Here is a 19,484-nt window from a genome sequence, read left to right on the forward strand (position 1 = left end):
ATCATAGGCAGCGGCCCCTCCGCCGCGAAGCGTCTGGGACCAGCGCCGCGTGTAGGACGGCGCGCAGCCGCGTTACTTGCCGAACAGGCCGCGCAGGCTTTCGCCGATCCGGTCGCCCGCACCCGCCCCCGCGGCCGTCCCGGCCCCGGGCATCACCAGCGTGCCGATCGCTGCGCCGACCATGGCGCCCCGGGTGAGCATGACGCTCGGCTCGTCCACCGTTCCCCTGACCTCCAGCGGAACGCCCAGCGCACCCCGGCTGCTCGCCACGTCCACGTTGACGCGGCCGCTGAGCGCCTTCGCCGGCGAAATGGACACGCTGCCGGTCGCCGACAGCGCGCCGGACGTCGCGACCAGGTTGGTCAGATGCACCGCCTTGCCCTGCGTGTTCACCTGCCCCGCCAGCTCATCGAGGCGGGTCGTGCCACCGCGGCTCAGGCCCACCGTCTGCACGGCCTTCTGCAGGTCGATGCCCTGAACCACGGCGTTGTGCACGGTGAACCGCGTCTGCGTGGCGAGCACGTCCGCGATCTGGCCCGGCTCGTGGTATTCGGCGCGCAGGGTGGTCTGCGCCTGCAGCTTGCCGGTGAGCGGCTTGCTCGGCGCGGTGAGCGCGGCCACTTCGACGTTCTCGGTCGCAAGCTGGCCCGTGAGCAGCTGGCCGCCGGCCTTCCCGGCCTGCAACTGCAGCTTGCCCGTGATGCGTCCGCCGCCGATGTCCACGTGCAGCGGCCACTGCGCGCCAGCCCGCTCGATGTGCCCCTGCGTGCCCGCCAGGCGACCCTGCACGATCTTGAACGCGGCCTCGTCCAGCAGGCCGTCGCTGCCCAGTTCCGCCTGCACGTCGGCGGTCATGCGCATGCCCTTCTCGTCGATCCACGTGATGTCGTCGAACACCGCACGGTGCGGCACCAGGTCGACGGCGCCGTGGCCCTGCGCCCGCGCGGGGGCAGCAGCGCCCCTGGGAGCCGCCTTCTCGCGCCGCTGCATCGCTGCACCGATCGCGGCGATGCCCGTCTGCGGCAACACCGCCTTGCGCACGGTTAGCGTCGCGATCTCGAGCCGTCCGGACAGGAGCGCCGCATAGACGGGCCGCGCCTCCACGCGGGCGATCGTGAGCGGCGCCGGCCGCGTCTGCACCTGCACGTCGTCGGCCGCCACGGCGGGAAGCGGCCACAAATCGATCGACAGGCTCCCGAGCTTCAACGGGACGCCGAGCGCTTCGCTCGCCTGCCGCTCCACGCGTCCGCGGAAATCATCGGTGCGCAGCCACTGCTGCAGCGCGACGGCGGCGCCAACCACCAGCAACAGCAGCGCGACCATCAGCACTGCCACCCACTTCAAGACCTTTGCCATGCCCCATTGTCCCCATGCGGAGCAGCAGCCCCAAGCGTGCACGATTCGCGTGCAACGGCTAGCATCGATTTGTTCACATCCGCCACAGCGCAAACCAAGGAAACAACGATGAAGCTGTATTACTCCCCCGGCGCCTGCTCCCTGTCGCCCCACATCGTGCTGCGCGAGGCCGGCCTGGCCTTCGAAGCCGTGATGGCACCGACCAAGACGCACCAGCTCCCCGACGGCACCGACTACTACACCATCAACCCCCTGGGCTATGTGCCGCTGCTGGAGCTGGACGACGGCACGCGCCTCCGCGAAGGCCCGGCGATCGTCCAGTACATCGCCGACCAGGTCCCGAACAAGAACCTCGCTCCCGCCAATGGCACCCTGCCCCGCTACCGGCTGCAGGAGTGGCTGACCTTCATCGGCACGGAGATCCACAAGAGCTTCTCGCCGCTGTTCAATCCCAACATGCCGGAGGAAGGCAAGAAGATCTACCGCGAGCGCCTGGCCAACCGCTTCGGCTTCGTGAACAACGAGCTCGCGGGCAAGGACTACCTGATGGGCGACCACTTCACCGTGGCCGACGCCTACCTCTACACCGTCACGCGCTGGGCCAAGCCCATGGCGCTGGACCTCAGCGCCTTCCCCAACCTGCAGGCGCACCAGCAGCGTGTGGGTGCCCGTCCCGCGGTGCAGGAAGCACTCCAGGTCGAAAAGCTGGCCTGAGCCAGCTCTCGCGTCCAGCGCGCGGCGGCGTAGGCGCATGCCGCGCACCGGGGTTGCGCGCGGAACCCCGGCCTCCCTCACCTCACCAACAGTCCATGAAATCCCTCTTCGAACCTGTGCAGGTGGGTAGCCTGCACCTTCCCAACCGCATCGTGATGGCGCCGCTCACGCGCAACCGCGCGCCCGACGCCATTCCCACGCCCCTCATGGCCGAGTACTACGCGCAGCGCGCGAGCGCCGGCCTCATCATCAGCGAGGCCACCGCGATCACGCACCAGGGCCAGGGCTACGCGGACGTCCCGGGCCTCTACGGGACCGAGCAGCTCGATGGCTGGAAGCGCGTCACCCGCGCCGTGCACGAGCGCGGCGGCCGCATCTACTGCCAGCTGTGGCACGTGGGGCGGGTCTCGCACTTGGACCTGCAGCCGCAGGGCCAGAAGCCGGTCGCGCCCTCCGCGATCGCCGCGAAGACAAAGACGTACGTGATCCACCAGGGCAAGGGCAGTTTCGTCCCGACCTCCGAGCCGCGCGCGCTGGACGCGAAAGAGATCCCGGGCATCGTGCGCGATTTCCGGCACGCGGCGCGCAATGCGATCGCCGCAGGCTTTGACGGCGTGGAGGTGCACGGCGCCAACGGCTACCTGCTGGACCAGTTCCTCAAGAGCAGCTCCAACCACCGCACCGACGACTACGGCGGCTCCATCGAGAACCGCGCGCGCTTCCTGCTCGAGGTGATGCGCGAAGTCTGCGAGGAAGTGGGCCGCGAACGCGTGGGCCTGCGCCTGTCTCCCGTCACGCCCGCCAACGACGTCGCCGATGAGGATCCGCAGAAGCTGTTCGACTACGTGGTGCGCCAGGTCGCGCCCCTGGGCATCGCCTACCTGCACCTGATCGAAGGTGCGACCGGCGGCCCGCGCGAGGTGGAAGGCCGGCCCTTCGACTACGACAAGATGCTGCACGCCTGGCGCGCCACCGGCGCGAAGGGCGCCTGGATGGTCAACAACGGCTACGACCGCGCGCTCGCCGGCAAGGCGCTCGAGCAAGGCGCCGACCTGGTCGCCTTCGGGCGGCTGTTCATCGCCAACCCGGACTTGGTGCAGCGCCTGCGCACGAACGCAGGGTTCAACCCGCTCGTGAAGGAGACGCTGTACGGCGGCGGCGCGGAGGGTTACACGGACTATCCGGCGCTGCAGGCGCAACCGGCCTGAGGACCGCGGGCCGGGCTATTCCGGTCCGACGCCGATCGGCGCGGGCGCCCGCATGACGATGCGCGTGAACAGGCGGTCGTACATCGGGTCCCGCACGCCGGACACCAGTGGGTCGCCTTGCGCGCTGAAGGCGGCGTTCAGCTGCTCCCAGTCCGAGGCGCTGAGGAGTTTCTGCGCGACCGGCAGCAGCTCGGTTTCCTCGGTCCGCATGTGGTGCAGGTAGAAGTCGGCGTACGCGCGCGCCGCCTGGTCGAAGGCCGGCCGGCGGCTGTCGCCCAGCAGCTCCCACGCGAGCAGCAGGTGCTGCAGTTCGCGCACGCGGTGCTCGCCGGACATGTGGTCGTCTTCCAGCTTCTTGATCACCGGCATCAGCTGCGGCGCGACGCGCGCGAGCTTGGGGAACAGCAGGTCCGATTCCTTGGGGTGGTGGCGCCGCTCGGGAAATTCGTCGATGTAGAACAGCATCGCGCGCAGCACGTCGAAATAGCGCTCGGGCTCCTGGTCGGGATCGCGGTCCAGCATCTGCAGCATGGAGCGCAGGACGGCAGCGACTGCGGCATGCTCGTCGCGGATGGTTTGCAGGGCCGAGGTGGTATGCATGGCAAGTCTCCTGCATCCAGATTGGCACGCAGCCGCGCCACCCCCCTTGACCTGCGTCAACGCGCGTGCAGGCGCCAGCGCTTGAGCAGCAGCGCGTTCGTGAGCACGCTCACGCTGGAAAGCGCCATCGCCGCGCCGGCGACCACCGGGCTCAGGTAGCCCAGCGCCGCAAGCGGAATGCCCGCCACGTTGTACGCAAAGGCCCAGAACAGGTTCTGCCGGATCTTGCGCACGGTGCGCCGCGAGATGTCGAGCGCACCGGCCACCAGCGCCACGTCGCCGCGCATCAGGGTGACGCCCGCCGCGTGCATCGCCACGTCCGTGCCAGTGCCCATCGCGATGCCGACGTCGGCCGCGGCGAGCGCGGGCGCATCGTTGACGCCGTCGCCCACCATCGCCACGACATGGCCGCCCTCGCGCAGCGCCGCCACGCGCGCTGCCTTGTCGCCGGGCAGGACCTCGGCCTGCACCTCCTGCGGCTGCAGCCCGAGGCGCGCGCCCATGGCCAGCGCGGCGGCGCGGTTGTCGCCCGAGATCATCGCCAGCCGCAGCCCCCGCGCACGCAAGCGCGCGAGCGCTTCCGCCGCTTGCGGCTTGGGCTCGTCGGCGAAGGCCATCAGGGCGCGCACGGCCAGCCCGCCGGTCACGCGCTCCACCAGCACGGAGAGCGTGGCGCCTTCGGCCTGCAGGCGCTGCACGTCGGCCTGCAGCTCGCCCAGCGGCACCTGCAACTCCTGCAGCCAGGAGAGGCTTGCGATCAGGTAGCTGCGCACGCCGACCTCGCCTTCGGTGCCGCGCCCGGCGACCGCACGCACGCTGTCCGGCGGCGTGACTGCGATCCCGCGCTCGCCCGCCGCGGCCACCACGGCGCGCGCCAGCGGGTGCTCGCTGCCGCTTTGCAGGCTCGCGGCAGCGGCCAGCTGCGCGTCGCCATCGACACGCGCGGGCGCAAGGAAAGCCACCAGGCGCGGCTGTCCCACGGTGAGCGTGCCGGTCTTGTCGAAGGCGACGGTGTCCACCCGATGTGCGAGCTCCAGCGCCTGCGCATCCTTGATCAGGATCCCGTTCCGCGCGGCGACGCCGGTGCCCGCCATGATCGCCGCCGGCGTCGCCAGGCCCAGCGCGCACGGACACGCGATCACCAGCACCGCCACCGCGTGCACCAGCGCAACCTCGATGCCGGCGCCGAAGATCAGCCAGGCCGCTAGCGTGATCGCCGCGACCACGAGCACCACCGGCACGAACACCGCCGCCACCTGGTCCACCAGGCGCTGGATCGGCGCCTTGGCGGCCTGCGCGTCCTCCACCAGGCGGATGATCTGCGCGAGCACGCTCTCCTGGCCCACTGCCGTCGCCCGCATCACGAAGCGCCCCTCGCCGTTGATGCTGCCGCCGGTGACGCGCGCGCCCGCGGCCTTAGCCACCGGCAGCGGCTCGCCCGTGAGCATGGACTCGTCGACGTGGGTGTCGCCCTGCTCCACGACGCCATCGGCCGGGACGCGCTCGCCCGGTCGCACCACCAGCCGGTCGCCGGCCATGACTTCGGCCAGCGGCAGGTCGGCCTCGCCGCCCGCGCGCAGCATGACGTGCGCAATCTCCGGCCGCAGCGCCTGCAGGGCGCGGATGGCCGTCGTGGTCTGCCGCTTGGCGCGGGCCTCCAGCCACTTGCCCAGCAGCACCAGGCTCACGACGACGGCGGAGGCTTCGAAGTACAGGTGGGCATGGCCCTGGGCCAGCCACAGCCACATCGACAGGCCCCAGCCGGCGCTGGTGCCGATCGCCACCAGCAGGTCCATGTTGCCGGTACCGGCCTTCAGCGCATGCCAGCCCGCCTTGTAGAAGCGGGCGCCGAGCACGAACTGCACGGGCGTGGCCAGCAGGAACTGCAGCCACGGCGGCAGCATCCAGTCGCGGCCCGCCAGCTCGCCCACCATGGGCAGCACGAGCGGCAGCGAGAGCAGCAGGCCGATGGCGACCGGCGCGAAGCCGGCCCAGGGCGACAGGTCCTCCACCGCGCCGGCCGCCATCGCACGGGGCTCGTAGCCCGCGTTGCGGATCGCGCGCCGCAGCTGCGCCTCGAGCTGGCTGGAGGGCGCGTAGGTGACACGCGCCGATTCGGTGGCGAGATTCACGACCGCGTCGCTGACGCCGGGCACCTTCTTCAGTGCGCGCTCGACGCGGCTGACGCACGAGGCGCAAGTCATCCCGCCGACGCCGAGGTCGATGGTCGCAGGTGCGGTGGTGGAGCTGTCCATGGATCGAGGGTGGACCTTGCCACGATGGCAAGGTCAAGCCTTGCGCTGGGTCAACCCGGCGGCCAGCAGGGCCACCCGGCAGTGGGTTTGACCTTACCATGGTGGCAAGGTCTACGCTTGTCCATGAAAGGATTTCCCATGAACCAGACATTCCAGGTGCAAGGCATGAGCTGCGGCCACTGCGTCAACGCGGTCACCCAGGCCGTGCGATCGGTGGACCCGCAAGCCGAGGTGAAGGTCGACCTGCCCACGGGCAAGGTGGACGTGCAATCGGCGCAGGACCGCGCGGCCATCGCGCGGGCGATCGAAGAGGAAGGCTACCGGGTCAGCGCGTGAGCTCCGCCGGACCGACGACCCGCTGGCCGGTGAACATCGGCGAGGCCGCGCGCCTGTCGGGTGTCTCGGCCAAGATGGTCCGGCACTATGAAGGGCTGGGACTGCTGCCACGCGTGCTGCGCACGGAGGGCGGCTACCGCCAGTACAGCGAGCCGGAGGTGCACACGCTGCGCTTCATCAAGCGCGCGCGCGACCTGGGATTCTCGATGGAGGAAATCGGCGCGCTGGTGAGCCTGTGGCAGAACCGGCGGCGTGCCAGCGCCAGCGTGCGCCGCATCGCGCAGAAGCATGCCGAGCACTTGGCGCAGCGCATCGCGGACTTGCAGCAGATGCAGGACGCGCTGCTGCACCTGATCCACTGCTGCCAGGGCGACGAGCGACCCGACTGCCCGATCCTGGAGGAGCTCGCCCGCTGACCAGGCGCTCCCCCGACGCCTGTCACTTCGGCGTGCCGCGCGCGCCCTGTCCAGCCTCCATTGCGCGCTGCTGGCGGATCTCGTCGATGGTGATCGTGCGTCGCTGGATGCGCGCTGGGCCCGCGCCCATGGACCGCGTGTCCAGGTCCCCGCGCTCCCGCACGGCCTGCATGGCTGCACGCTGGGCAAGCACCGGCTCGTCGATCAGGATCACGGCGCCCATGCTCCCGCGATCGTTTGCGGGGCTAGGCGCCGTGTCGGTCATGGTGGCGGGCTCGGGCAGCTTGGGCGTCTGGGCGTGGGCGCCCGCGGCGGCGAACAGCGCGGTGGCCAGCACCCCGGCCGCGGCACGCAATGATTCCTGCACCCTCATGATGAACTCCTGTGATGGCTTGGGCTGCGCTCACTGTGGCCCTGCCCTTCCGTTGGCCGCGTCATTGCCGGTGGACGCTTGCCGTAGGACGCCCCCGACCGCACGTGTAGCCCGTGCGAGGCGCGTGATCTTTACGCGCCCGCAACGCTGGCGAGATGGATGAGACACAGCGGCGGCCCAGACTGCGCAGCATCGGGCCCGCAACGTGGACCGCCACCCTGAAAGGATCGAGCATGACACCGCATCGTCGCAACCTCCTGGCCGCCGCCGTGATCGCTGCGGCAGGCTTCGGCGCCCTGGCCCAGGCGCAGAGCCCCGCCGCTCCCGGCTCCAACGGTCGCCCCGACGCCGCGCGCATGGAGCAGTTCCGCGCAAAGATGCAGCAGCGCATGGCGGAGCGCCTCGGCGAACTGAAGCAGAAGCTGGCCATCACGCCCGCGCAGGAAGGCTCCTGGGCAACCTGGACGGCCGCCCTGCAGCCCACGCCGCACCAGCGTCCCGATCGCGCGCAGTTCGCGTCGATGACGACGCCCGAGCGGATCGACCAGATGCGCGCCCTGCGGGCGCAGCGCGAGGCCCAGATGGACCGCCGCATGGACGCCACCAAGGCCTTCTACGCCTCGCTCAGCGCCGAACAGAAGAAGGTGTTCGACGCGGAAAGCCTGCGCTTCCTGGGGCGCGGCGGCGAGCACCATGGGCACCGTGGCCATCACGGCGGCGAGCAGCAGCGCGGCTGAGCCTTCAGCGCGGACCCAGAAAGCCAGGCGATCGCCTGGCTTTCTTCATGGCGCGGGGAAGCTCAGTACGAGAACACGTAGTACGGGCCGTCCACGCTCATGACGCTGTAAGGGATGGTGTAGCTGCCGACCACGAGCGCGCCGTTGTCCGTGACCGCATTCGGCGCGCCGCCGGTCATGGTGCTCGCCTCGCCCGAGCGGTCCGGCACGTTGAAGGTCGCGGCCGCCTGGTGTCGCACGCCGTGCAGGTGCGAATTGCGGTGCATCTGCATCAAGGCCGTATCACGATCCCAGTTGATGTTGGGCTGGACGTAGACGTGCTCCACGACCGTCGTGGTGGTGGTCGCCGGGCCGGCCCCGAGGGTCGTGGTGTCCACCGGGGGAGTGCTCGTCATGCTGTCGCTCGAGCCCAGCGCCAGGCTGTGGGCGCCGTTCGGGCCGAGATCGATCATGGTGCCGTTGGGATAGAAGATCGCGTCGGCATGGGCGGCTCCTGCAACCGCCATCACACCGGCGGCCAGCAGGGACAGGGACATCTTCTTCATCGAAACCTCCGTACTGTGCGTTGGTGAGGCCCGGCGCCTGGCCGGGTGCGTTCACCCAGTGTGGAGGGCCCGCATCCCGACCGTATCGGACGGCCTTTGCAGCCGCCGTAGGAGCGGCCGGGCGAGCACCGGACTGCGCGGGCCATGAAAAAAGCCAGGCGCTGCCTGGCTTCTTCGTGGCTGGTGAGCTGCCTCAGGAGCCGTAGTACATCGACTGCGGCGAGCTGTACGGGTTGGACGGCACGCTCCACACATCCACGGCGCGGTCGCCGGAGAGGCGCGTGTTGTCGGTCAGCATGTTGGGCGCGCCCCCGGTCATGGTGCTGGCTTCACCGGCACGCGCAGGAGTGTTGAACGTCGCTGCGGCCTCCTTGCGCTGGTGCTCGCTGCCGGACCAACCCGGCTGGACGTAGACCGAGTGGTCCATCATGTTCGGGCCGGCGCCCATCGTGGTGGTGCTGTCGACCTGGGCAGACGGCATCACAACCGTGCTGTCCCCATAGGGAGAGTTCGTGGTCAGCTGGTTCGGCTGGCCGGTGGTCATCGTGCTGGCCTCGCCGGCCTGCGTCGGGGTATTGAAGGTTTCGGCCTGGGCGATGCCCGCCAGGCCAAGAGCGCCGGCGACGATCAGGGAAAGGGTGGTCTTCTTCATGCAAGAGCTCCGTACGGTTCAGTGTTGTGGAAGACCCGGCAATGCACCGGGCCGCTTTGGAAGCAGTTTGGACCGCTGGCGCCCCGGTCGTATCGGACACGGGGTCCGCCGGTCGTAGGACACGGCAAGGCCGCCTTGTCTCAGAACCGCCGGGCGAAGCGCAGCTGCACGCAGGTCTCGCCCGGATTCGGGCTCTCCAGTCCGGCGTTCGAGAAGTGGGCCAGCCGCAGCTGGATCTCGTCGCGGCCCTTCGGCCCGCCGATGGTGTAGCCCGCTCCCAGCACGTCCTGGAAATTCCACTGCGTGCTGAAGGTGTGGCCCGGCGTCTGGAAAGGATGGTCGGTCCAGCTCAAACCGAGGCCGACCTCCAGGAACCAGGGAGAAGCGCCTCGGGCCAGCCGCATGCGCAGCGTCGGCAGCAGAACCAGCTGCGTGTACTGCACGACGGCGCTGCGGTCCGCCAGCTCGGCGCGCCACTGGTTTGCCAGCAGCTCGGTGTGGGCGGTCAGTTCCGCGGATCTGCGCATGCTCTCGAAATCCCAGGCCCAGCGCAGTCCGGCACCCACCATCCGCACGCTGTGCTCGCCTGCGCCCGACTGCAGCGTGAACGCGTCCGGCCGCAGGTCGAATGCCCGGGCCAGCGGGAGCACCGCGACCAACGCGCTGGCCACGCAAGCGCGTGCGAGTGACCGGGGCTGCATGGCGCTGAGTTTCACGCGCACTGCGCACAACGTGAGGAACACGGCCCCGCGCGTTGCGCGAAATTGGATCGCCGACGACACGCCGGTGCGCCACTAGCCGGCACGCCGGTCGGACGGGTTCCTACGCCGGGCTGCACAGCGCGCGCGCCTGGAGTGCTCCCGAATCGGCTCGCGGCCACAGAGCGCGCCGCCGGGCAGCAACACGAACTTGGCCTCGCGTCCTACCCGTCGAGCCCGACGCGGACCCTACAACTGGGATCCACCGACAACGAGCCAGCAAACGCCCCCATGAGCGACATGAGCGAGCCCCTGAATCCGGCACCGCAACTCACCGTGATGACCGTGAACATCCACAAGGGCTTCACCACGTTCAATCGCAAGTTCATCCTGCCCGAGCTGCGCGACGCCGTGCGCAAGGTGGGCGCCGACGTCGTGTTCATGCAGGAGGTGCTGGGCATGCACGACGATCACGGCAAGCGGCTGGAGGACTGGCCCGATGCGGGCCAGTACGAGTTCCTGGCCGACAGCATCTGGCCGCAGTTCGCCTATGGCCGCAACATGGTCTATCCCAAGGGCCATCACGGCAACGCGGTGATGTCCAAGTTCCCTATCGTGCGCTACGAAAACCATGATGTTTCCCTGCCCGGTCCGGAGAAGCGCGGCCTGCTGCACTGCGTGCTGAAGGTGCCCAACTTCGCCCAGGAGGTCCACGCCATCTGCGTGCACCTGGGCCTTGCCGAGGCGCATCGGCAGCAGCAGCTGGACCTGCTGTGCCAGATCACGCACACCGAAGTGCCGGCCGACGCACCGCTCATCATCGCCGGTGATTTCAACGACTGGCGCCGGCGCGCCAACGACGTGCTGTGGCGCGAAGCCGGCCTGCGCGAGATCTTCGTCACCGCGTACGGCGAGCCCGCCAAGACCTTCCCGGCGATCTTTCCCGTGCTGTCCCTGGACCGCATCTACGTGCGCAACTGCTCGGTGCACCTGCCGGTCGTGCTGCCGCGCCGGCCCTGGTCGCACCTGTCCGACCACGCTCCGCTCGTGGCCGAGATCCGTCTCTGAGGCCGTCATGGAACAGAAGCACTGGACCCGCGGCAACGACATCCGCCTGCTGGAGAACGGCGAGGAGTTCTTCCCGCGCGTGTTCGCCTGCATCGCCAACGCCAAGCGCGAGGTGATCGTCGAGACCTTCATCCTGTTCGAGGACAAGGTGGGCCTGCAACTGCACGAGGCCTTGATCGCGGCAGCGCAGCGCGGTGCGCAGGTCGACATCACCATCGACGACTGGGGCTCGCCCGACCTCTCGCGGCACTTCCTGGACTCGCTGCGTGCGGCCGGCGTGCGCATCCACTCGTTCAACCCGGGGCGGCGCCCGTTCGGGCTGCGGCCGCACCTGCTGCGCCGCATGCACCGCAAGATCGTGGTGGTCGACCGCGAGGTCGCTTTCGTCGGCGGCATCAACTACTCGGCCGACCACTTGAAGGACTTCGGCCCGGAAGCGAAGCAGGACTATGCCGTCGAGATCCGAGGTCCGCTGGTGGCGGAGATCGAGCGGTTCTGCCATGCCGCCCTCGCTGAGGGCCTGCGCCATGCGCGCCAGCGCCGGCAGTGGTGGCGGTGGCGCAAGCAGTTCCGCGCCAATGCCGAGGACTTGCCCGAGGTCGGCAGCTCCGAGGCCATGTTCGTCGTGCGCGACAACCGCAGGCACATGGACGACATCGAGCGCAGCTACCGGATCGCGATCCGCGCCGCACGCAAGCGCATCGTCATCGCGAATGCGTATTTCTTTCCCGGCTACCGCTTCATCAAGGAGCTCAAGCGCGCGGCCCGGCGCGGCGTCGACGTGCGCCTGATCCTGCAGGGCGAGCCGGACATGGCGTTCGTGAAGACGGCGGCCAGCATGCTGTACCACTACCTGCTGCGCTCTGGCGTCAAGATCTACGAGTACTGCGAGCGGCCCCTGCACGGCAAGGTGGCGGTCATGGACGACGAGTGGGCCACCGTCGGCTCGAGCAACCTCGATCCCATGAGCCTCTCGTTCAACCTGGAAGCCAACGTGATCATCCGCGACCCCGCGTTCAACGCGACGCTGTCGGCGCAGCTGGACCGGTTGATGCGCGACGCCTGCAGCGAGGTGACGGTGGAGTCGGTGGGCGAGCTCGAAGGCCTGCCCCTGGTGCGCAGCTTCCTCGCCTACCACTTCACCCGCCACTATCCGCGCTGGGCGCAGTGGCTGCCGCGCCATGTCCCCCGCCTGCTGCCGGCGAAACCGACGCAGGACAAGCCGATCCTGCCGATCCTCACCAAGGAGAAGGCATGATCCGCAAGATCCTGGAGCATCCGCGATGGCCGATGATCAAGCGCGTGGGCGGCGTGCTGTTCCTGGTCGTCGTCGCGGCCCTGCTGGTGCGCTACGCGCACAAGGTCGACTGGCCCAAGGTGAAGCAGAGCGTGCTGGAACTGCCGCGGCCCGTGCTGCTGCAGGCGCTCGGCGTCGCGGCGATCAGCCACCTCGTCTACAGCCTCATGGACCTGGTGGGGCGGAACTACACCGGCCACCACATGAGCAAGCGGCAGGTGATGCTGGTGAGCTTCATCAGCTACGCCTTCAACCTCAACCTCGGTTCGCTGGTGGGCGGCATCGGCCTGCGCTACCGGCTCTACGGCAACCACGACGTCCGCTACAGCAACATCACGCGCGTCGTCACCCTTGCCCTGGTCACCAACTGGATCGGCTACATCCTGCTGGCGGGCCTGGTGTTCACGATCGCGCCGCTGCAGCTGCCGGCCAGTTTCCGTCTCGACCAGGAGGAGCTGCGCCTCGTCGGCGTGCTGCTGCTCGCCACCGCGGTCGTGTACCTGGGCCTGTGCACCTTCTCGCGCCAGCGCAGCTGGACGGTCCGCGGCCACGAGGTCGAGCTGCCGACCACCCGGATGGCGCTGGCGCAGTTCGCCATCTCGTGCACCCACTGGATGACGATGGCGGCCGTGCCCTGGACCTTGCTGCAGGGCGCGATCGACTATCCGACCGCCTTGTCGGTCATGCTCATCGCAGCGATGGCTGGCGTCATGCTGCACGTGCCCGCGGGCCTGGGGGTGACGGAGGCCGTCTTCATCACGCTGCTGGCGACCCGCGTGCCGCAGCACCAGGTGCTGGGCGCACTGCTGGCATTCCGCGCGATCTTCTACCTGGTCCCCCTGCTAGTGGGCGGATTGCTCTACGCGAAGGTGGAGATCCGGATGCGCAAGCAGGTGCCCGCTTGATGCAATTGCATACGTCGACCGCCTGCAAGAGCCATGCGTGCCGACAATGGATGCATGGAAACGAACATGCAGCGCGTGAACGCCTCGCCCGGCCACGAGAAAGCGCGCGCACGAGGTTGATGCGATGACAAGTACCGCCACGGAAGCGAAATTGGCAGGAGACACCGACCTGGCGGGTTTCCGTTCCGAGGCGACCGCCCTGCTCGCGCACCAGGTGCCACCCGAGGATGTGCACTGGCAGTTGCAGCCCACGCCGGATCTCTACTCCGACGCGCAACCGCCGCAGGCCAGCCGGCCGCGCAACGTCGCACGCGCGGCAACGGCCATCGTGCCCGCGTCCTTCACGCGACTGTGCGAATTCGTCGTGCTGCACCGGGACCCGGCGCGTTTCGCGCTCCTGTACCGGCTGCTGTGGCGGCTGGTGCACGAGCCCGGACTGCGCAACGATCCGCTCGACGACGACATCCAGCAGGCCCAGCACATGGCCCATGCCGTGCGGCGCGACATCCACAAGATGAAGGCGAACCTGCGCCTGCGCAAGGTGCGCGACCCGCAGGGCGAGGAGCTGGAGGTCGGCTGGTACGAGCCGGCGCACCACGTGGTCGAAGCGGTGGCGCCCTGGTTGGCCAAGCGCATGGTGGCGCCTCGCTGGGCGATCTTCACGCCACAGCGCAGCGTGCGGGGCGACGGCGGGCGGCTGCTGTTCGGTCCGGGCGTCCCCGCCCAGGAGGTGCCCGGCCCGGGGGCCTCCGACGCCGACTGGCTGGCCTGTGACCAGCGCGTGTTCGCGGCCGGCCGCCGGCCTGCCGGCGGTGGCTGAGCGTCCCGATCCGGACATCCGCTCCCTGGCCGCACTGAAGGCGGCCACCATGGCCTGCCGCGAGTGCCCCATCGGCGAGTTCGCCACGCAGTCCGTGATCGGAGAAGGCCACCTGAAGGCCAGGCTCATGCTGGTGGGCGAACAGCCCGGCGACCAGGAGGACCTGCAAGGCCATCCCTTCATCGGCCCCGCCGGCAAGCTGCTGGCCCGCGCGCTGGAGGAGGCAGGCATCCCGCGCGAGCAGACCTTCGTCTCCAACGCGGTGAAGCACTTCAAGTTCGAGCTGCGCGGCAAGCGCCGCATCCACAAGAGCCCGACCCAACGAGAGATCGCCGCCTGCCATCACTGGCTGGAAGACGAGATCGCGCTGGTGCGGCCCGCCGCGCTGGTGGCGCTCGGCGCGACGGCAGCACGCTCGCTGCTCGGGCGGGCCGTGCCGGTGACGGCGAACCGCGGCCAGTGGCTACCGCGGCCGGACGGCCTGGAGGTGCTGGTGACCCTACATCCGTCTGCGCTGCTGCGGGTCGATCCCGAGTCGCGCGTAGCGGCGTTCGAGGCCTTCGTCGTAGACCTGCGCCAGGCACAGCGGGTCTTCCGCCGCTGAGACCCGCGGCACCAGCGGACACGGCACCTGCGGCGGCTTGGCCGCCATCTGCTCCTCGATGATGCGCGGGCGGCGCAGGTTGAGGCCCGCACCTTCGCTGCCCTGCAAGCCGATGCCGCCTTGTGGCGGGCCGGCGAGAGCGCCGATGCCGGCCTGGGCGCCCGCCATCGCGGGACGGCCCTGGAAGGTCGCCGACGCACCCGGGTTCAGGTGCCTGGGAATCTGCTGCGCGGCGGACTCGAACGCCAGCAAGCCGAGCCCCAGCACGAGGGCGACGCCCAGCCAGTGGGTGCGATGGTGAGGATGGCGGTTCATCTGCGACTCCTTGCGATCCAGGCAGTGTGCTTCGCCCGCGAGCGCAGGCAAGAGCGTGCGATGCGCCTCGTGCGGTAGGAGCGTGCTGGCAAGAGCCGGCCAGACCCTCGGCGGGGACACCTGCTCGCGATTGCAACCTGAAGCGTTACACCTCACTGCTAAACTTCGCGCGCCCTCCGCAACGCAGTTCCGATGACCGTCGCCATTGCAGGCCGCGCGCCTGCCACGTTCGAGATCAAGAGCGCCAACCTGCCGCTGGTTGCCTTGCTGCTGAAGTCGTGCGACCTCGACGCGCTCAGCCGCGAATTGCAGGACCGCTTCGGCGACAGCCCCGATTTCTTCGATCACGATCCTTTGGTGATCGATCTCGCCCCGCTGGGCGGCGCCGCGGTCGACTTCAAGGCGCTGCTGAAGCTGCTGAAGGCCTACCGGGTGCTGCCGGTCGCCGTGAAGGGCGGCAACGAGGAGCAGATGCGCTCGGCCCTCCAGCTGGGGCTGGCGGCGGCGCCGGAGGCTGCACTGACGCCGGCGCCCTCCCGCCGGGAGCGCGAGGAACAGCCGGAACCCGCGCCGGCGGTGGCGCAGCAAGCGCCGCGGGCCGAGCCGGTCCAGGCAGCGGCAGCAGCCACGCCACCCGCTTCCGCCCTCGTCATCGACAAGCCGCTGCGCTCCGGCCAGCAGGTCTACGCCCGTGGCCGCGACCTGGTCGTGCTGTCCATGGTGAACGCCGGCGCCGAAGTCATCGCCGACGGCCACATCCACGTCTACGCACCGTTGCGCGGCAAGGCGATCGCCGGCGCCCGCGGCGACGCGCAGGCACGCATCCTCACGCTCTGCCTGGAGCCCGAGCTGGTCTCCATCGCGGGCACCTACCGCACCAGCGAGATCCCGCTGCCCGAGGCGCTGCGCGGCAAGGCTGCCCAGGTCCGGCTGGTCGACGACAAGCTGGTGATGGAGCCGCTGAACCCTTGAAGGAATCCCCATGAGCAAGATCATCGTCGTCACTTCCGGCAAGGGCGGGGTCGGCAAGACCACCACCAGCGCCAGCTTCGCGAGCGGCCTCGCCCTGCGCGGGCACAAGACCGCCGTCATCGACTTCGACGTCGGCCTGCGCAACCTGGACCTGATCATGGGCTGCGAGCGCCGCGTGGTCTACGACTTCGTCAACGTGATCCACGGCGAGGCCACGCTGAACCAGGCGCTGATCAAGGACAAGCACAGCGACAACCTGTCGGTGCTCGCGGCCAGCCAGACGCGCGACAAGGAAGCGCTGACCAAGGACGGCGTCGAGCGCGTGCTCAAGGACCTGGCCGAGATGGGCTTCGAGTACATCGTGTGCGACTCGCCCGCGGGCATCGAGACCGGCGCGCTGATGGCGATGCACTTCGCCGACGAGGCGCTGGTGGTGACCAATCCCGAGGTCAGCTCGGTGCGCGACTCCGACCGCATCCTGGGCATGCTTTCGAGCAAGACCCGGCGCGCCATCGACGGCAAGGAGCCAGTCAAGGAACACCTGCTGATCACGCGCTACAACCCCAATCGCGTGGACGCCGGGCACATGTTGTCGCTGGAGGACATCCAGGACATCCTGCGCATCCCGCTGATCGGCGTGATCCCGGAGTCCGATTCGGTGTTGCAGGCGTCCAACCAGGGCACGCCCGCCGTGCACCTGAAGGGCACCGAGGTCAGCGAGGCCTACCTGGACGTCGTCGCCCGTTTCCTGGGCGAGGACAAGCCCCTGCGCTTCGTCGATCCGCAGAAGGCCGGCCTCCTCAAGCGCCTGTTCGGGAGGAAGTGACATGCTCCGGCCCGCCGCTCCGCAGGAGCATGCAAGCGCAGCGCATCGCACCAAGGTTTACTGATATGTCCCTCCTGTCCTTCCTGATCGGCGAGAAGAAGAAGACCGCCAGCGTCGCCAAGGAGCGGCTGCAGATCATCCTGGCGCACGAGCGCAGCGGCCGCAACCCGGGCGGCTCGCCCGACTACCTGCCCGCCCTGCAGCGCGACCTGGTCGCCGTGATCAGCAAGTACGTGAAGATCGACCCGGCGCACCTGAAGGTGAACGTCGAACGCCAGGACAACCTGGAGGTGCTGGAGGTCAAGATCGAGCTGCCCGAGCTGGCCGCCAAGGGCTGACTGTCAGGATTGACAGGATTGACACCGGCCCGCCGTCAAGGGATAAAGCACGGATGAGCAGTAGTCCGGTCATCGTCCGCGTGGCGCAGCGTTACAGCGCTTCTGCCGAACGCGTGTTCGATGCATGGCTCACCCCCGCCCAGGCGTCGCGATTCCTCTTTCGCACGCGTACCGGGAACGTGATGCAATGCGAAATCCAGCCCGAGGTCGGCGCCGGCTTCACGGTGATCGACCGGCGTCCCGCCGCCGATGGCGACGAGAGCGTCTTCGACGTGGTGCACCTGGGCAAGTACATCGAGATCGAGCGCCCCAAGCGCCTGGTGTTCGACTTCAGCGTGCTGACCTTCGGCTCGGAAGACCCGACGCGCGTGACCGTGGAGATCACGCCCGTAAACCAGCAGGCGTGCGAGCTCACGCTCACGCACGACATGGGCACGACCGAGCATGCGCGCGCCCTGCAGGAGGCGAGCCGCAAGGGCTGGACCAACATGCTGGCGCTGATGGAGCGCGAGCTGTTCCCGCGGCGCGTCGGCGTGCACCTCTAGGGCCTTGCCAGGCCCGCTCGCGCGGGCATCCGGACCCAGGGGCGCAATGCGCCCCTTTTCTCTTGCACCGTCGAGCCAGGCTTGCCTTTACCTGTCTTTATCCGTTGCTCACTTGCACCAGTGTCAACTGAAAGGCTGGCCTGCCGTTCTGGCAAGCAGGAGAATCCCCGCAATGACCCCAGCGACCGACCCGTACGTCACCGGCAGCATCGTCGCGGCATCGCTCGCGCCGCACGCCGCGGACAGCTTCGATCCGGTACTGCGCCGCCTCCTGCTGGGACAGCAGTTCTTCGTGAAGCTGCCGGACGGCCGCTGGAAGCCCCAGGGCTGCCAGCTGGGTGGCTGCTGCTGCTTCGAGTTCAGCGAGCTGAAAGACCCGGTGGAGCGGCAGCAGCACTGACGAAGACGCGGCTGGCCGCCGCGTCCCTGCCCTCACATCCCGCGCTGGCCCTTGCCGCGCACCGCCTTCATCGGCGGCTGCTGCGAGGTCGTCCCCTGCGTCGTTCCGCGGCGCATCTTCACCTGGTTGTTGCCGATGTGGTCCTCGCGATCGTGCCGGCTTTCGGGCGTGCGGCGGCCTTCGTTGCTCTGCGTAGGGGCCTGCTCGCCCTGCTTGTTGCGATCGTTCTCCGCCTTGCCCGTGTGGGCGACCTGCTTGTCCTGCTCGGACGGGTGATAACGGTGGCTCATTTCACGTTCTCCATTGGATGGGTGCCATTCTGGGAACGAGGCATGGAGATGGATGTCGGACGCGTTCCTCCCGGCGTGACGCATTCGCCGCCCTCTTCCTACACCGGACAGCGCAGCGGCTGCTGATACTGTGGATATCACCAGTCAGGAGCCACCATGACCGACAAGGAAACGCAAGCGAAGGCCGAGCACAGCAACATGCAGAAGGACCCGGACCACTGGGTCACCGGCGAACAGCCCATGACGGGGGCCCAGCGCTCCTATCTGCACACCCTCGCGGAAGAAGCCCACGAGGAGGTCGAAGACGACCTCAGCAAGGCGGAAGCTTCGAAAAAGATCGACGAGCTGCAGGAAAAGACCGGGCGCGGCACCTGAGCGCGCCGGATCAGCCGAAGGGCCGCACGCCGATCCACCAGCCGTGCAGCCAGAACGCGAACACGGCCCAGGCCACGGCGCCGACGACGATCGTGGCCACGGTTTTCGTTCCGCTCACCGACTTCGGCACTGCCGCAGTGGGCTGCGCCGAGGTGCTGCCCTCCGTGCGCCGCCGCTTCTGCGCCGCGACGTAGTCCGTCACGGCCCACGCCAGGAAGGCCCCGAACAGCAGCACATCGACCTCGGTGTTGTTGGCCAGCAGGTGCGCAAAGGCCCACACCGCCACGCCCAGCACCATCGGGTCGCGCACCGCCAGCTTGATCGCGTTGCCCGGCACGTAGGCGGCCGCGACCAGGATGAACGCGAACAGCGTCAGCAGCGCGGCCAGGTGCCGCGTCCATACCGAAGGCGCCGGCCACAGCAGGTGCGGACCTTGTTGCCGCGCCAGGCTGAAGCCCACCACGATCAGCACGAAGCCTGCAATCGACACCAGCGAGTACGCGCCTTTCCACGGTTTCTCGCCAATGGCGGCAATGGTCGATGCACGCCAGCCGTCCGCGACGATGCGCACCGAGTGCGCACCCAGAAACAGCACCAGCCCCAGCAAGAGCAGCAGCATCGCGAACCCCTTCCTCACTCCGAGCGGCGGACTGTACGCCAACGCGCCGGCACGGCAAGGGTCGCCATGGGCAGGCGGCCGGATGTTGTCCGCGGCTGTCTTATGGAAGTTCCTTGTTAAAGATAGTCGTAGTAGATAAGGACCGCACCCCGCTGTGGACAAGCGCTCTTTGTCCCTTGCGCATCAACGAGTTGCGCATGCCCAAGCACTGTGTGTAGGC

The 19,484-nt window shown here is 68.9% G+C and carries 26 protein-coding genes; 16 read left to right on the plus strand and 10 right to left on the minus strand.

The window, feature by feature from the left end:
* Positions 1–72: 72 nt before the first annotated feature.
* Positions 73–1,356, minus strand: coding sequence for an AsmA family protein (locus JJB11_RS05625; RefSeq protein WP_201166892.1), 1,284 nt, complete (start codon positions 1,354–1,356; stop codon positions 73–75).
* Between the two features lie 108 nt (positions 1,357–1,464).
* Here JJB11_RS05625 and gstA point away from each other — a divergent pair, with 108 nt between their 5' ends.
* Together gstA and JJB11_RS05635 are read left to right on the plus strand one after the other, a co-directional pair.
* Positions 1,465–2,070: a glutathione transferase GstA gene (gstA, locus tag JJB11_RS05630; protein WP_201166893.1), complete on the plus strand. Its 606-nt coding sequence runs from the start codon at positions 1,465–1,467 to the stop codon at positions 2,068–2,070.
* 95 nt (positions 2,071–2,165) lie between these two features.
* A complete protein-coding gene (locus tag JJB11_RS05635; RefSeq protein WP_201166894.1) occupies positions 2,166–3,278 on the plus strand; it encodes an alkene reductase in 1,113 nt (370 codons plus the stop codon).
* 15 nt (positions 3,279–3,293) lie between these two features.
* Here JJB11_RS05635 and JJB11_RS05640 read toward each other — a convergent pair whose 3' ends face one another.
* Both JJB11_RS05640 and JJB11_RS05645 read right to left on the minus strand, forming a co-directional pair.
* Positions 3,294–3,878, minus strand: a complete 585-nt coding sequence (locus tag JJB11_RS05640; protein ID WP_201166895.1) for a hemerythrin domain-containing protein — start codon at positions 3,876–3,878, stop codon at positions 3,294–3,296.
* Positions 3,879–3,934: 56 nt separating this feature from the next.
* On the minus strand, positions 3,935–6,133 hold the full coding sequence (locus tag JJB11_RS05645) for a heavy metal translocating P-type ATPase (protein ID WP_201166896.1): 2,199 nt from the start codon (positions 6,131–6,133) through the stop codon (positions 3,935–3,937).
* Positions 6,134–6,271: 138 nt separating this feature from the next.
* Between JJB11_RS05645 and JJB11_RS05650 the strand changes: the two genes are divergently transcribed.
* Together JJB11_RS05650 and cueR are read left to right on the plus strand one after the other, a co-directional pair.
* The gene (locus JJB11_RS05650) at positions 6,272–6,469 is read left to right on the plus strand and encodes a heavy-metal-associated domain-containing protein (protein WP_201166897.1); all 198 of its coding nucleotides are present in this window, start codon (positions 6,272–6,274) and stop codon (positions 6,467–6,469) included.
* A complete protein-coding gene (gene cueR, locus JJB11_RS05655) occupies positions 6,466–6,885 on the plus strand; it encodes a Cu(I)-responsive transcriptional regulator (RefSeq protein WP_201166898.1) in 420 nt (139 codons plus the stop codon). Before JJB11_RS05650 ends, cueR begins: the two co-directional genes overlap by 4 nt.
* A 22-nt stretch (positions 6,886–6,907) precedes the next feature.
* Here cueR and JJB11_RS05660 read toward each other — a convergent pair whose 3' ends face one another.
* On the minus strand, positions 6,908–7,258 hold the full coding sequence (locus tag JJB11_RS05660) for a hypothetical protein (protein ID WP_201166899.1): 351 nt from the start codon (positions 7,256–7,258) through the stop codon (positions 6,908–6,910).
* 233 nt (positions 7,259–7,491) lie between these two features.
* On the opposite strand from JJB11_RS05660, the gene JJB11_RS05665 reads away from it, so the two are divergent.
* Entirely contained in the window at positions 7,492–7,995 is a 504-nt protein-coding gene (locus tag JJB11_RS05665; protein ID WP_201166900.1) for a Spy/CpxP family protein refolding chaperone, read from the plus strand.
* 62 nt (positions 7,996–8,057) lie between these two features.
* Here JJB11_RS05665 and JJB11_RS05670 read toward each other — a convergent pair whose 3' ends face one another.
* The 3 genes from JJB11_RS05670 to JJB11_RS05680 all read right to left on the minus strand — a co-directional run bounded on the left by JJB11_RS05670 (position 8,058) and on the right by JJB11_RS05680 (position 9,893).
* Entirely contained in the window at positions 8,058–8,540 is a 483-nt protein-coding gene (locus JJB11_RS05670) for a hypothetical protein (protein ID WP_201166901.1), read from the minus strand.
* A 193-nt stretch (positions 8,541–8,733) separates the two neighbouring features.
* Positions 8,734–9,192 (minus strand): hypothetical protein, encoded by a 459-nt coding sequence (locus JJB11_RS05675; protein ID WP_201166902.1) that lies wholly within the window; start codon positions 9,190–9,192, stop codon positions 8,734–8,736.
* A 140-nt stretch (positions 9,193–9,332) separates the two neighbouring features.
* Complete coding sequence (locus JJB11_RS05680) at positions 9,333–9,893, minus strand: acyloxyacyl hydrolase (RefSeq protein WP_201166903.1); 561 nt, start codon at positions 9,891–9,893, stop codon at positions 9,333–9,335.
* Between the two features lie 288 nt (positions 9,894–10,181).
* Here JJB11_RS05680 and JJB11_RS05685 point away from each other — a divergent pair, with 288 nt between their 5' ends.
* The 5 genes from JJB11_RS05685 to JJB11_RS05705 all read left to right on the plus strand — a co-directional run bounded on the left by JJB11_RS05685 (position 10,182) and on the right by JJB11_RS05705 (position 14,584).
* On the plus strand, positions 10,182–10,958 hold the full coding sequence (locus JJB11_RS05685) for an endonuclease/exonuclease/phosphatase family protein (RefSeq protein WP_201166904.1): 777 nt from the start codon (positions 10,182–10,184) through the stop codon (positions 10,956–10,958).
* 7 nt (positions 10,959–10,965) lie between these two features.
* Positions 10,966–12,216: a cardiolipin synthase ClsB gene (gene clsB, locus JJB11_RS05690; RefSeq protein ID WP_201166905.1), complete on the plus strand. Its 1,251-nt coding sequence runs from the start codon at positions 10,966–10,968 to the stop codon at positions 12,214–12,216.
* The gene (locus tag JJB11_RS05695; RefSeq protein ID WP_201166906.1) at positions 12,213–13,160 is read left to right on the plus strand and encodes a lysylphosphatidylglycerol synthase domain-containing protein; all 948 of its coding nucleotides are present in this window, start codon (positions 12,213–12,215) and stop codon (positions 13,158–13,160) included. Before clsB ends, JJB11_RS05695 begins: the two co-directional genes overlap by 4 nt.
* Positions 13,161–13,284: 124 nt before the next feature.
* Positions 13,285–13,980, plus strand: coding sequence for a TIGR03915 family putative DNA repair protein (locus tag JJB11_RS05700; RefSeq protein ID WP_201166907.1), 696 nt, complete (start codon positions 13,285–13,287; stop codon positions 13,978–13,980).
* Positions 13,973–14,584 carry a UdgX family uracil-DNA binding protein gene (locus tag JJB11_RS05705; protein ID WP_201964614.1) on the plus strand — a complete coding sequence of 204 codons (612 nt, stop codon included), beginning with the start codon at positions 13,973–13,975 and terminating at the stop codon, positions 14,582–14,584. The genes JJB11_RS05700 and JJB11_RS05705 overlap by 8 nt, the downstream gene beginning before the upstream one ends.
* On the opposite strand, the gene JJB11_RS05710 is transcribed toward JJB11_RS05705, so the two are convergent.
* Entirely contained in the window at positions 14,480–14,899 is a 420-nt protein-coding gene (locus tag JJB11_RS05710; protein WP_201166908.1) for a hypothetical protein, read from the minus strand. The two genes, JJB11_RS05705 and JJB11_RS05710, sit on opposite strands and share 105 nt — an antisense overlap.
* Before the next feature lie 192 nt (positions 14,900–15,091).
* On the opposite strand from JJB11_RS05710, the gene minC reads away from it, so the two are divergent.
* The 5 genes from minC to JJB11_RS05735 all read left to right on the plus strand — a co-directional run bounded on the left by minC (position 15,092) and on the right by JJB11_RS05735 (position 17,980).
* Positions 15,092–15,871, plus strand: a complete 780-nt coding sequence (gene minC / locus JJB11_RS05715) for a septum site-determining protein MinC (protein WP_201166909.1) — start codon at positions 15,092–15,094, stop codon at positions 15,869–15,871.
* Between the two features lie 10 nt (positions 15,872–15,881).
* Positions 15,882–16,697, plus strand: a complete 816-nt coding sequence (gene minD / locus JJB11_RS05720) for a septum site-determining protein MinD (RefSeq protein ID WP_201166910.1) — start codon at positions 15,882–15,884, stop codon at positions 16,695–16,697.
* Positions 16,698–16,762: 65 nt separating this feature from the next.
* Complete coding sequence (gene minE / locus JJB11_RS05725) at positions 16,763–17,035, plus strand: cell division topological specificity factor MinE (protein WP_201166911.1); 273 nt, start codon at positions 16,763–16,765, stop codon at positions 17,033–17,035.
* Positions 17,036–17,088: 53 nt separating this feature from the next.
* Complete coding sequence (locus JJB11_RS05730) at positions 17,089–17,580, plus strand: SRPBCC family protein (RefSeq protein WP_201166912.1); 492 nt, start codon at positions 17,089–17,091, stop codon at positions 17,578–17,580.
* Between the two features lie 172 nt (positions 17,581–17,752).
* Positions 17,753–17,980: a hypothetical protein gene (locus JJB11_RS05735; RefSeq protein ID WP_201166913.1), complete on the plus strand. Its 228-nt coding sequence runs from the start codon at positions 17,753–17,755 to the stop codon at positions 17,978–17,980.
* 32 nt (positions 17,981–18,012) lie between these two features.
* Here JJB11_RS05735 and JJB11_RS05740 read toward each other — a convergent pair whose 3' ends face one another.
* Positions 18,013–18,270: a hypothetical protein gene (locus JJB11_RS05740; protein ID WP_201166914.1), complete on the minus strand. Its 258-nt coding sequence runs from the start codon at positions 18,268–18,270 to the stop codon at positions 18,013–18,015.
* A gap of 156 nt (positions 18,271–18,426) precedes the next feature.
* On the opposite strand from JJB11_RS05740, the gene JJB11_RS05745 reads away from it, so the two are divergent.
* A complete protein-coding gene (locus JJB11_RS05745) occupies positions 18,427–18,645 on the plus strand; it encodes a DUF3072 domain-containing protein (protein ID WP_201166915.1) in 219 nt (72 codons plus the stop codon).
* A gap of 10 nt (positions 18,646–18,655) precedes the next feature.
* Here JJB11_RS05745 and JJB11_RS05750 read toward each other — a convergent pair whose 3' ends face one another.
* Entirely contained in the window at positions 18,656–19,264 is a 609-nt protein-coding gene (locus JJB11_RS05750; protein ID WP_201166916.1) for an NnrU family protein, read from the minus strand.
* Positions 19,265–19,484: the final 220 nt, after the last annotated feature.

It is taken from the genome of Ramlibacter ginsenosidimutans (assembly GCF_016654015.1).
Classification (GTDB): Bacteria; Pseudomonadota; Gammaproteobacteria; order Burkholderiales; family Burkholderiaceae_C; genus Ramlibacter; species Ramlibacter ginsenosidimutans.